The sequence below is a fragment of the Amnibacterium sp. genome (genome assembly GCF_051956055.1).
Lineage (GTDB): Bacteria > Actinomycetota > Actinomycetes > Actinomycetales > Microbacteriaceae > Amnibacterium.
In genome coordinates this window covers 1-12,706 of sequence record NZ_JBQCGC010000093.1, presented here as the reverse complement: position 1 = coordinate 12,706, position 12,706 = coordinate 1, and the positions used below count along the sequence as shown (strand labels likewise).

At 72.3% G+C, this 12,706-nt stretch carries 7 protein-coding genes; 1 reads left to right on the top strand and 6 read right to left on the bottom strand.

All coding sequences use genetic code 11. From position 1 onward, the window contains the following. Positions 1-44 precede the first annotated feature (44 nt). The 6 genes from ACTHLI_RS13270 to ACTHLI_RS13245 all read right to left on the bottom strand — a co-directional run bounded on the left by ACTHLI_RS13270 (position 45) and on the right by ACTHLI_RS13245 (position 11,487). Positions 45-1,742 carry an MFS transporter gene (locus ACTHLI_RS13270; protein ID WP_440184508.1) on the bottom strand — a complete coding sequence of 566 codons (1,698 nt, stop codon included), beginning with the start codon at positions 1,740-1,742 and terminating at the stop codon, positions 45-47. A 187-nt stretch (positions 1,743-1,929) separates the two neighbouring features. Beyond that, on the bottom strand, positions 1,930-2,592 hold the full coding sequence (locus ACTHLI_RS13265; RefSeq protein WP_440184505.1) for a flavin reductase family protein: 663 nt from the start codon (positions 2,590-2,592) through the stop codon (positions 1,930-1,932). Between the two features lie 541 nt (positions 2,593-3,133). Further along, entirely contained in the window at positions 3,134-3,460 is a 327-nt protein-coding gene (locus ACTHLI_RS13260) for an alpha-L-rhamnosidase N-terminal domain-containing protein (protein WP_440184502.1), read from the bottom strand. A gap of 109 nt (positions 3,461-3,569) precedes the next feature. Next, positions 3,570-4,997, bottom strand: a complete 1,428-nt coding sequence (locus ACTHLI_RS13255) for an NAD-dependent epimerase/dehydratase family protein (protein WP_440184499.1) — start codon at positions 4,995-4,997, stop codon at positions 3,570-3,572. Then, a complete protein-coding gene (locus ACTHLI_RS13250; protein ID WP_440184495.1) occupies positions 4,994-10,114 on the bottom strand; it encodes a family 78 glycoside hydrolase catalytic domain in 5,121 nt (1,706 codons plus the stop codon). Before ACTHLI_RS13250 ends, ACTHLI_RS13255 begins: the two co-directional genes overlap by 4 nt. 23 nt (positions 10,115-10,137) lie before the next feature. Further along, positions 10,138-11,487, bottom strand: coding sequence for an MFS transporter (locus ACTHLI_RS13245; RefSeq protein WP_440184492.1), 1,350 nt, complete (start codon positions 11,485-11,487; stop codon positions 10,138-10,140). Positions 11,488-11,586: 99 nt separating this feature from the next. Here ACTHLI_RS13245 and ACTHLI_RS13240 point away from each other — a divergent pair, with 99 nt between their 5' ends. Then, the gene (locus ACTHLI_RS13240) at positions 11,587-12,567 is read left to right on the top strand and encodes a LacI family DNA-binding transcriptional regulator (protein WP_440184490.1); all 981 of its coding nucleotides are present in this window, start codon (positions 11,587-11,589) and stop codon (positions 12,565-12,567) included. Positions 12,568-12,706 lie beyond the last annotated feature (139 nt).

The following is a 12,706-nucleotide window of genomic DNA, read 5'->3' as shown; positions in this document are numbered from 1 at the left end:
GCACCCGAGCCGCGCGGCACCCCAGCGCCGGCGCGAGCCGCCTCCTACCGCTCGAGGGACTCCTCCACGAGCTGCGTGTTGCGCGTGGCGCCGCCGAGAGCGACCGCGGCGAGGACCGCCGCGATGAGGGCGGAGACGCCGCAGATGACGTACCCGAACGCGTACGCGTGGTCGAGTGCGGCGAACGCGACGCCCTTGAGCGGGTTGAACGGCACGGTCTGCCCGCTCGGCAGCGTGACGGTCGCCGGCACCGCGTTCGCACCGAGCGGACCGGAGTTGACGCCGCCGACCGCGGCCTCGAGCTCCGCACGCTGCGCGCCGGTCGCCTTCGCGGGCGCCGCGTTGAAGGCCGCGAGGGCTGCGCTGAGCGTCGGGCTCGCCGCGAGCTTCGCGTGGATCTCGGCCGCCGCCTGCGAGAGCGCGATGGACCCGATGACCGCCGGCCCCAGGGTGAAACCGAAGTCGCGCAGCAGGCTCGTCGTGCCGCTCGCCATGCCGGACAGGCGGTTCGGCACCGTGTTGACCGCGACCCCGGTGATCGCGTGGAGGCCGAGAGCGAAGCCGACGCCGACGATGCCGAGCGGGACCGCAATGAGGCCCACCGACATCGTGGAGGCGGGGACCGCCGCCGCCCACAGATCTCCCACGGCGATGAGGGCGAAGCCCGCCGCCATGATCCACCGCGGGTTGTACCGCTCCATCAGCCTGGAGATGAGCGGGGCGAGCAGCAGGGTCATGCCGTTCAGGAGCACGAACGCGATCGCGGTGACGAGCGGCGAGAAGCCCTGGATGGCCGAGATGCGGATGCTCGTCGTGTACGCGGTCGCCAGGTACGCGAACATCCCGAACACGGTCGAGATCGCCGCGACGGCGAACGCCCGGTTCTTGAACAGGTCGAGTCGGAGCAGGGGCGCCTTCGAGCGCTGCTCCGCGCGGAGGAACAGGATGAACACGACGACCGCGACGATGAACCCGATCACGACATCGGGGCTGCCCCACCCGCTCGTCGACCCCTGGATCACCGCGTAGAGGAGCGCGAAGAGGGCGATCGCGATGGTGATCTGACCGGGCCAGTCGAGGGACCGCCCCTCCGGGGCCGACGAGTCCTTCGCGAGGAGGAGCGAGAGGACCGCGCTGGCGACGCCGAGGACGACGCACGCGAGGAAGCCCCAGCGCCAGCTGGTGTACGCGCCGCTGCCGAACGGGAACTGCGCGAGGAAGCCGCCGATCACCGGCGACGCGAACGCGCCGACCGCGAGCGCGGCCGCCCAGAACGAGATCGCGCGTGCCCGGTCGCGCGGAGTGTGGGTTCCCGCGGCGACCATCGCCAACGTCGTCGGCATGAGCGCCGCCGCGCCGAGTCCCGTCAGCACCTGGCCGATCAACAGGATGGCGACGCGCAGGTCCGTGGGGCCGGAGAGCGGCGTCAGCATGCCGATCAGCTCGCCCAGGGCGAGGACTGCGGCGCCGCCGACCAGCAGCCGCTTCCGCCCGAAGAGGTCGCCGAGCACGCCGAACGTCAGCTCGAACAGGGTGACCGGCACCAGGAAGGCGTCGGAGATCCACGTCAGCTGCGACGCGCTCGTCCCCAGATCCTGCTGGAAGAGGCCGTTCAGCACGGCGGGCATCGCGAGCGCGAGCTGCGCCAGGAGGATCCCGAAAGCGGCCGCGACGAGCGTGCCGCGATCGAGTCGGTAGAGCGGTGCAGTCGTGGACTGCGACCGGGTTGCTGCAAAGGACATGTCCGAGCCTTCCTCGTTGAAGGTGGCGATCTGCGCCTCCGGCATCGTGGCACAACTGCGACGCGAATCCCAGGAAACCTGATATCGAATCTTCACGCGTGTCGGAGGCCCAGCCGGCACGCCGGCGGCGCAGGGGCCTCGGTCCTGCGGGCGGACCCCGGGTCGCCGAGAGGCGGGGCACCGGACCTCACCCGGCGTCGATCGGTGGGTCCTCCTCCGCGGTCGGGCTGGACGGAAGCCAGCCGAGCTCCGTGCCGCGGGAGAAGAAGTGACGGAAGCTGTAGACCAGCGGGTCCCACCGGGTCGGGTCGATGTGGTCGGTTCCGGGCTTCAGGATCGCCGGGTCGGCGTGCACGCGGAGCACCTCCGCCTCGACCATGGCGTAGCTCCGGTCGAGCCCCGGTGTGATCCGGCGGACGCGGGCCTCGAACTGCAGCGCGCACTCGAGCACGCGCGGCGGCGCGACGAGGTCCGAGAGCTGCGGGGTGAGGCCCGCTTCCGCGAACTTGTCGGGCGTGTGCCGATAGCGCGCGGCCTTCGCCGGCGGTACCGGATCACGTCCGGTGACGTAGGCGAGCCGCGCGACCGCGCGCCAGAGGTCGCCGGACGGGAAGCCGAGGGTCAACTCGTCCCGGTCGAGCAGGTTGGCGATCGTCTGCCCCTCCGCCTCCAGCCCGAGCACCAGCATCTGACCGAGCGCCCAGTAGGACGACGCGGGTGCGAGGTTCGGCGTCCCGTCCGGGTTCGTGGTGGCGACGAGATAGGCGGGTGTGCCGACGTACAGCACGCTCGGAGTCACGACGACGTGCGGCTCGGACGCGGGCACCGGCTGCTCGGGCGAATCGGCCACGGTTCCTCCTGGTACCCGCGAAGCGGACGCACGGGTGCCCCAATCCTGGCGGGACTCGCCGCGGGGACGACCGGCCTACCCTCGGGAGGGACGAGATCGGGAGGAGCGCACGGGATGAGCGGCGGTGACGCGGTGTGCCCGATCGCCGGCGCCGTGCACGCCGAGGCGCAGGGCGGCGATTCCCCCTGCTGGCTCTCCGAGCTCTGTCCCGCCTGCGGTGCGCTGACGGAGGACCCCGCCGCAACCTGCTGGCGATGCGGCCTGCCTCCGTCGGCCCGGACCTGACCGGGCGCGCCCACTTCCACGTCCCCGGCTCGCACGGGCGCTCGCGCGGCGCCGCTCGACGGTGGGCCGCGATCCGCAGTGGGCGGGTCGGTCGCGAGCACAGCGTGCTCGTCCGCTCGAGCATGCGTCCGTCGGAGGTCCGCGGTCTGGCCGTCCATGACGGTCGGCGGCGACGATCGCTCCGACCCCGACACGCCAGGAGGGGTCGATGACGACCGAGACCGCCGCGGATCGCTCCCGATCAGGAGGGCGGCGATCACGGCCGGCTCGCTGCCGAAGCCGTCCGGGATCCGATGCGTCCGCGGGACCAGCCGTCGCTGAGGACGAGCCGAACGGTGTTCGTCCCGGCGCGCAGCAGGGAAGCGATGTCGTGGTCCTGCGCGTGGAGCGTCCGGCGGTGGCTGGTGATCCCCGGGGTCAGCTCGAGGTCACTCGCGCGCACGCCGTAGATGAAGGCCTCGTTGACCCCGCGGCGTGGTGATGCAGAGCCCCGCGACAGCGGGAACCGTGTCCAGCTCCAGGTCGCGGAGGAACCCGGAGGCGGCCCGCTGCCCGGCCGGCGGTACCGGACCGAGCGCTGCAACTCGCGAGGCGTCCACGAGCCGATCCTGCGGGCAGCCGATCCGACGACGACGGTGGTCGTGAGGCCTCCTCCGGGGCGGAGCGATCCGCACTCAGCCGACTGCGTGCGGTCACGCGTCGATCAGCTGTGCCAGGAACGGGTTGCGTTCCGCCTGCTCCCGGTACTGGTCGGGACGGGTGACGCACTGCGGGCACCAGTGGCCGCCGGTCAGTATGAGCCGGGGGCTCGCGGTGAACTCGTGACCGACTGCGCAGCGCCACCGGACGGGGACCGCGGCGGTCCCCGGCGGGACGTCGTCGAGCAGGCGGCCGCCGCGGAAGCGGGCGGCGTCGCCGAGCAGCGCGGTGTCCCAGTGGTCGCTCGGCACGGTCTCGTCGTAGCCGTGGTCGAGCAGGCTCGGCACCCTGCTGGGCGTCGGCGCCTCGAACGTGTCCCAGCCGCCGATGGCCCGCCATGCCTCGAGTGAACCGAAGTGCGCGGCGATGTGCCGTTCGTCGCCGGTCTTGATCGCGTGCATGGTGCCTCGTGGCTGCTCCGCCAGCGGCTTCATCACGAAGCGTCGGACGAGCCACGCGGGCACCTTCCCGGCCGACCGCACGCTGCGCGGCAGCGCGGCGACGGCACGAGCCAGAGCGCCCTCGAAGGTGTCGTGCCGGAACGGGACGAGGTCGTGGAGGCGGTCGCTGTCGGTGCACCACTGGCCGTGGAAGTTGCGGGTCGCGAACCAGTTCCGCTCGTACCAGCGTCGGATGTCGCGCACGCCGAGTGCGCCGGCGATGGCCTGCTGCAGCTGCCAGTTGGTGAGGCGCCATTCCTCGCCGCCGCCGATGTCGTAGATCCCGCCCCAGAACTCCTCGGGCAGGTCCGGATCGCAGATGCCGACGAGCAGGCGGGCGGAGTCCTCGGCGGTCACCCACTCCATGACCCCGCCGAGGACGGAGTGGGTCATGATCGGGTCGCGGATCTCGAGCATCCCGGGGTGGAAGATCCCCGTCTGGCGCAGGGACGCCCACCGGGGCAACCCGGAGTCGACGAGGATCCGCTCCGCGACCACCTTGGTCTGGCCGTACTCGTCGAACTCGGAGACGCGGATCGGATCCCCGACCCGTCCCCAGTGGTGCGGCGGGTTGCGGTTCCCGGTCTCCGCGACGGTCCCGATGCCGACGACGCCGACGCTCGCGGGGTCCGGCAGTGCCCGCACCGCGGCGACGATGTTCCGGATGCTCTCGATGTTGACCCTGCGTGCGAGCTCCGGCTTCGCGTCCGCCAGGGGCGAGACGACGGCGCCCACGTGGAGCACGAGGTCGATCTCCCGCACCGCTGCGGCGACCGCCTCCGGATCGGTCAGATCGCCCCAGACCACGGACAGGTTCTCCATGTCCGCGAAGCCGGCCAGGACCGCGCGGTCCTGCTCCGAGGGCAGCGAGAACGCGGTGACCTGGATGCGATCCGCGTGCTCGCGGAACGCCCGAAGGGTCGCACGGCCCCAGTTGCCGGTCGCGCCGGTCAGGAGGACCCGAGTACGGGCGTCGCTCATGCGCCGAACTGCTTGGAGAGCATCCCGGCTGCAGCGGCCTCGCTGAGCCCGATGAGCTGCTCGAGCGCCTCATCCGGGATGCCGACCATCGGCATCCGCGCGAACTGGGCCATCGGCATGGACCCGATCATCTTGAGCGCGTCGAGGTTGGACTCCATGTCCGCGCGCTGCTCCGGGGACGCCCCCTGGAGCATGCCCTCGAGCAGAGCAGGGCCGACGGCGGGGTGGTCGAACCACTGCTGCACCGTGGAGTCGAGCGTCAGGGGATCCGGCCGCTCCGAATCGCCCTCGAGGACGACGGCGGCCGAAGCCGCGATGTCGGCCGCCGAGCGTCCGACCTCGACGACGTACTCACCCGCCGCGACCTTCCACCGCTGTTTCGCGACGTCCCAGAAGGCGAAAGCGCGACGCTCGAGCTCGACGTCGATCTGCTGCGACTCCCCCGCCTCCAGGTGCAGGACACGAAACGCCCGCAGCTCTCGGACCGGGCGGCGGACCGGCGCGTTGCGCGGCGAGACGTAGAGCTGCACGACTTCGGTGCCGGCGACGGCTCCCGTGTTCGTCACCTCGAGGCGCACGTGCACCGTGTCGGGGCCGGTGGCCGTGACGGCCGGGTCGCTGACTGCGAATGAGGTGTAGGACAGCCCGTGCCCGAAGGGGTAGCGGACCTCGCGATCGACGGTCGAGTAGTACCGGTACCCGACGAAGAGGCCCTCCGCGTACCGGGCGATCTCGTTCTCTCCGGGGAAGGTGAGGTAGGAGGGCGTGTCCGCGAGGCGCATCGGGATGGTCTCCGCGAGTCGGCCTGACGGGTTGCTGCGACCGGTGAGCACGTCGGCGATCGCGCCGCCCGCGGCTTGCCCGAGTGCGAACCCCTCGAGGATCGCGTCGACCCGGTCGTGCCACGGCTCGAGGGAGACGACCCCGCCGTTCTGCAGCACGACCACGGTGCGCGGTGCGACATCGGCGACGGCAGAGATCAGGGCCACGTGCGCCGCCGGCAGCTCGAGGTCGGTGCGGTCGAAGCCTTCGGACTGCTCGGACTCGTAGAGCCCGACGAAGACGACGGCGATGTCCGCCTCCTGTGCGACTTCGACCGCCTGCGCCCGGAGCGCGTCCTGGTCGGCGTCCGCGGCCCGGGCGTACCCGGGGGCGTAGGTCACACGGTCGGCACCGAGCTGCTGGCGGAGCTCCGCGAGCGGCTCGTCCACCCGAGTCGCGTTCACATGCGAGCTCCCGCCGCCCTGGAACTGCGGGTCGACGGCCAGCGCGCCGAGCACGGCGACGCGCGGCTCGCGCTGGAGCGGGAGGGTGCCGCGCTCGTTGCGCAGCAGGACGATCGACCGCGCCGCGGCGCGGCGGGCCAGCGCGTGGTGCGCATCGACGTCGATCAGCGCGGCGGGACCGGCCGGGCGGGTGCGCTCGGCGAGTCGCCGGATCCGCGCGGCCGCGGCCTCCACCGCGACGCCGTCGATGCGGCGGTCGCGGACCGCGGAGAGGATCGTCGCGGTGGAGGTCTCGCTCGGACCGGGCATCTCGAGGTCGAGGCCGGCGGCGAGGGCCTCGACGCGGTCCTTGATCGCGCCCCAGTCGGAGACGACGACGCCGTCGAAGCCCCACTCCTCGCGCAGCAGGCCGGTCAGCAGCGGACGGCTCTCGGAGCAGAAGAGCCCGTTCACCGCGTTGTAGGCGCTCATCACGGTCGCCGGGGACGCGGTCGTGACGACGTGCTCGAACGCCGGCAGGTACAGCTCGCGCAGCGTGCGCTCGTCGACCTGCGCGTCGACGCGCATCCGGTCGGTCTCCTGGTTGTTGACCGCGAAGTGCTTCAGCGACGCACCGACGCCGGTCGACTGCACGCCCCGGACCCAGGCCGCACCGAGCTCGCCGGCGACGCGCGGGTCCTCCGAGAAGTACTCGAAGTTGCGGCCGCCGAGCGGGGAGCGCTTGATGTTCACGCCCGGTCCGAGCAGCACGTCGACACCGTGCGAGCGGGCCTCGCGGCCGAGTGCGACGCCGACCTCCTCGACGAGCTCCGGGTCCCAGCTCGACGCGATCGCCGACGCCGTCGGGAAGCAGGTCGCGGGCAGGCTGTCGTTGATGCCCAGGTGATCGGACGCCTGGTCCTGCCGTCGTACGCCGTGCGGACCGTCCGTCAGCACCAGCGAGCGGACGCCGGCGACCGCCCGGGTGGACCAGAAGTCCGCCCCGGTGAGCAGCGCCGCGCCATCCGCGAGCGCGTCGTCGACAGCGGCCTCCTCGCGGGTCGTGACGTCCTCGGGCACCGGCTCCCCGGCGGACACCGCCGCGAAGCCGCGCTCCAGGTCGTGCAGGACCTCCTCCGTGTGCGGCAGCATCCCGGCGATCTGGCGCGGCGTGACCGAGTCCTGACCGCGGAGGCCGCCGGACATCTGCTCGGCCGCCTCCGGGACGTACTTCGTCACGACGCCCATCAGCACCGCCATCGCGGCGTCGTCCTCGATCAGCGTCCCGAGCGGGGTGTCGACGGTCACCTCGAGCCGCGTCACCGCGTCGACCTCGAACGGCTCCTCGAAGCGGTGGACACCAGCAGCGAGGTCCGCATGCAGGGCGCCGGACGGCAGCACGACCTCGCCGGTCGCGCCGACCGGCACCGTCACGGCGAGCTCGATGCTCCCGTCGGCGAGGCGCCACTCGACGGCGGCGTCGCCGTACGGCGTCGCGAGGTTCGATGCCGCCTCGACGAGCCCGCGACGCGGCGGCACCGGAGCGAATCGGATCCGGCGGTAGCCCGGCGCGGCCGGCGCGATGCCGGCCACCGTGCGGTGCAGCCAGTCCGCGACCGCGCCGAAGGCGTAGTGGTTGAAGCTGGTCATGCCACTCGGGTTGACCGTGCCGTCCGGGAGCAGCGAGTCCCACCGCTCCCAGATCGTGGTGGCGCCCTGCTTGACCTCGTACAGCCAGGACGGCGCCTTCTCCTGCAGCAGGAGCCGGTAGGCGGTCTCGACGTGGCCCGTCGCCGTGAGGGCGTCCATGATCACCGGGGTCCCGAGGAACCCGGTCGGGATCGTGTAGCCCGTGTCCCGAACGAGCTCGGCGAGGCGCTTCGCGGCACCCGCGCGCTCGAGGTCCCCCTCGAGCAGGTCGAACTGCAGTGCGATCGCGTAGGCGGTCGCGCTGTCCGACAGCAGACGCCCCGTCGCCGTCACGTACTCCCGCCGGAACGCCTCGCGCACCGCATCCGCAAGTGCCGTGTAGCGCTCCGCGTCCGCGTGCTCGCCGAGCACCGCCGCGGTGTCGGCCACGATGCGGCTCGACCGGGCGAAGTAGGCCGTGGCGACGATCTCCGGGTACGTCTTCGCCGCGTCCGGGCGCTCGGGCGGGGCGGTCGGGTCGAGCCAGTCGCCGAACTGGTACCCCGTGTTCCACAGGTGGTCGTCGCCCGCGAGCGCGGCGACCTGGTCCACCCAGTCGACCATGCTGCGGTACTGCCTGCGGAGGATGCCGGTGTCGCCGGTCCGCTCGTAGACGGTCCAGGGCACGACCGTGGCCGCGTCGGACCAGCCGGCCGTGGGGATGGCGGCGCCCATCGTCACCGCGGGGACCACCATCGGGACCCCGTCGAGACGACGCTGCTCGGCGGCGAGGTCCTGCATCCAGGACGCGAGGAACCCGCCCGAGGCGTACAGGAAGCTCGCGGTCGGGGCGAACACCTGGAGGTCGCCGGTCCAGCCGAGCCGCTCGTCGCGCTGGGGGCAGTCGGTCGGGACGTCGACGAAGTTGCCGCGCATGCCCCAGACCACGTTCTCGTGCAGCCGGTCGACCCGCGGGTCGGAGCTCGAGAACGTCCCGGTGCGCTCGAGGTCGCTGTGCAGCACCTCGGCGACGACGGACGCGGGGTCGAACTCGCCCGGCCATCCCTCGACGGAGGCGTAGCGGAAGCCGTGGAATGTGAACCGGGGCGCCCACTCCTCACCCTCGGCGGCGCCGCTCAATCGGTAGATATCGGTCGCCTTCGCCGTGCGCAACGGCTCGGTCGCGAGCTCGCCGTGCTCGAGCACCTCGGCGTGCCGGAGCGTGACGACGTCACCCTCCGCGCCGCGGACGCGGATCCGCAGACGCCCGACGAGGTTCTGCCCGAAGTCGAGGACGAGGGCGCCGCTCGGGCTGCGCTGCACGTCACGCACCGCGAGGGTCTCGACATGGCGGACGGGAGGCCCGTCGGGCGCGACCAGTGTCGCGAGCTCGCGCGTGCGCACGGCGGTGGAGGTCCACGTCGCCGCGTCGAAGCCCGCCGTCGACCAGCTCGGGTCGTACCGGGTCGCGTCGAAGGTCTCGCCGTCGTAGATGTCCGAGGCCTCGATCGCGCTCGGCGCCGCGGTCCAGTCGGTCGAGCTCGCGACCGTGACGACCGATCCGTCGGCGTACCGCACCTCCAGCTGTGCGAGGACGCCGAGGTCGGAGCCGTAGATGTCGCGGCGCCCGTCCCAGCCGAGCCGGCCGCGCCACCACCCGTCGCCGAGCCAGGCCCCGAGCACGTTCGCGCCGGGAGCGACGAGTGGCGTGACGTCGAAGGTCGCGTACCGGAGGCGCGCCTCGTACGCGGTCCACCCCGGCGTGAGCTCGTGGTCCCCGACCCGCGTGCCGTTGATCCACGGCTCGACGAGCCCGTGGGCGGTCGCATAGAGCCTCGCCTGCACGACCTCCCCGGCGGGGAGGTCGAACCCGGTCCGCAGGAGCGGCGATCGGGCGGCCGCAGCGTCGGTGCCGTCTTCCGGCCCGACCATCACGGCCGTCCACTCCCCCGCGTCGAGCAGCCCCGCCTCGACCGACGCCCAGGGGCTCGCCGTCGTCGTCCCGTCCTCGCCGCGCACCTCGATCCGGACCTCGCGCCGCTCGCGGGAGGCGAGCGGCGGGAACGGCCAGTCCACGAGCACCGACTCGGAACCGGCGAGCTCGACGCGGGTCGTCGTACCGGTGCCGTCGCGCTGCACGGCGACGAACGCGCGGCCCCGCCACCCGTTCGGCGCATCCCGGACGATCCAGCTCAGGCGCGGTGCTCGCTCGCCGATGCCGAGTGCCTCGCGGTGGTGCTCGAAGCGCGGCGCGTCGATGCGGGGCGAAGTGGGGTGCGACATGTGGACCTCTCGGGAATGCTGATTCAGCGGACGGCGCGGATACGGAGGACCGCGAGCGCCCCGCCGACCGTGATGACGGCTCCGGCGACGTAGAGCAACGTGTAGTTCTTGTCGGCACCGGAGACGCCGACGACGAGCAGCGCCGATGCGACCAGCGGCGCGACCGCCTGCGGGATCGAGGTGGCGAAGCCGGTGATGCCCATGTACCGCCCGGCCTCCGTCTCCTTCTCCGGCAGGACGTCCAGCAGCAGCGCCTGATCGATCGCGGCGAACGCACCGATTCCCACAGACGTGAGCAGGGACCCGACGACGAGCACCGGCAGCGTGGGCGCGAAGGCCATCACCATCGCGCCCGCGCCGAAGATGACCGCCGCAGCCAGCACGAAGACGCGCCGGCGATGCAGCCGGTCAGAGAGGAAGCCACCACCGATCGCTCCGAGCGTCGTGGCGAGAACACCGGCCCCACCCAGGGTCGCGACGATGCCTCCGATCGCAGCCACGCTGATCCCCAACTTCTGCGCGAAGAAGTAGGCCGTGAAGGTCGTGCTGAGCGTGATCCCGAAGTAGAAGGCGAATCGGCTGACCCAGTTCCAGGAGAAGTCCGGGAACCGCCGCGGGTTGTAGACGTAACGACCGAAGAGCGACCGGAGCGTCAGCGGCTCGGCGAAGGTGTTGCCGCGGCTGTCCTGCTCCTTGACGAGGAGCACGTACAGGAGGACGACCACGACGCCGACCGCGCCGGGGACGAGGAACATCGCGAGGTCCTGACCGCGCGTGAAGGCGCTGGCGATGATCACGCCGACCACGGGACCGACCTGCGTCGAGACGCCCGTGAGACCGGCGACCTTGCCGCGCTGCTCCTCCGGCAGCACGTCCGCGTTCATGTTCTGGAGTGCGGCGAGGGTCGTGCCCCACCCGGCCTGCGCCAGGACCCACCCCAGCCCGAGGACGAGCACGCTCGGCGCGAGCGCCATGACGACGAGCGAGAGCACGCCGATCAGCATTCCGGCGAGCATGAACGGACGCCGTCGTCCCAGACGGGACCGGGTCCGGTCGCTGAGGGTGCCGACCAACGGGGACGTGAGCAGGACCCAGAACGCGCCCGTACCGGTGATGAAGCCCAGGTACTCCTGATGCCCCGGCGCGAGCTCGCCGAGCCGCACCGCGAGCGAGATCGCGATCGGCGTGATGAAGGCGATGAAGACGGCGCCCTGCCCGAGTACCTGCAGCCAGATGTAGCGGCTACCGACCCGCGGCAACGCAGCGGCGGGCGCGGCGGTCAGCGTTTCGACCGGGCCTGCCGGCAGCGGAACTGCCGGGACCGTCGTCGCCGTGACCTCATCGGCGGACTCGCCGGGGAACGTGGGAGACACAGGAGACCTCATTGTCACTCGAATGTGCAACTAGCGCGCGCTAGCATCGGGGGGAACGCTAGCGTTTGGGACTAGAGCGCGCAAGCAGACGGAGCAGGCATGTCGCAGGAGCAGCTGGAGCGGCGGATCACCGCCGCCGATGTGGCGCGCCTGGCGGGCGTCTCGCGCGCGACCGTCGGGTTCGTGCTCAATGCGACCTCGGGGCAGACGATCTCGGCCGGGACACGGGCGCGAGTGATCGCCGCGGCGGATCGACTCGGATACCGCCCGCACCGCGCAGCTCGCGCTCTCGCATCGGGTCAGAGCAACATCGTCCTGCTCGTCCTGCCCGACTGGCCGATCGAGCACAGTCTCGGGTCGAACCTCGACGAGGCCTCGCTCGCACTCGACGAGGCCGGCTACAGCCTCGTCACCTGGACGCCCCATGCCGACGGCCGCGCCCGCCCGCTCTGGGAGACGCTGCAACCGGACGTCGTACTGGGACTGGTGCCGCTCACCGAGGAGCAGGAGATGGCGATCCGAGCGAGCGGCGCGCGGATCGCGGCGAATCCCCCAGCGCCGGAGGACACCTCGGACGCACTCCAGGTCGGCAGCGGTCCCGTGCTGCAGGTCCGCCACCTGCTGGAGCTCGGCCACGAGCGGCTCGTCTACGCCGACACCGCCGACCCGCGGCTCCGGTCCCTGTCGGACGAGCGGTACGAGCTCGCGCGAGCGACCGCGCTGGAGTGCGGCGTCGAACTCGAACGCCGACCGGTCGAAGCCGACCCGACCGGTCTCGTGACCGCATGGGTGCGGGACGGGACGACGGCGGTCGTCGCCTACAACGACGACATCGCCGCCCGGATCATCGGCGCGGCGACCCGCGCGGGGATCGCGGTACCCGAGAAGCTCGCCGTCGTCGGCCACGACGACGCGCCCATCGCCGCCCTCATGCTCCCGAGCATCTCGACCGTGCACGTGGACACGGCCGGCCTCGGGCGCTACCTCGCGGCCCTCGCGCTGCACACGGTGGAGGGCACCCCACTCCCCCCGCTCGACGTCGTCGGCAGGATCGCGCTCGTCAGGCGCGAGAGCAGCTGAACCCTCGCACCGGGTCCGGGGGGGGGGGGGGAGACGCGGCCCCCATCACGCCCCGTCCCACCAGGAACACGATGGCGGGCCCGTTCGGCCCGAGGGGTCGACGGGCGTGCGGCGATGATCGGCGGAGGGGGATCCCGGG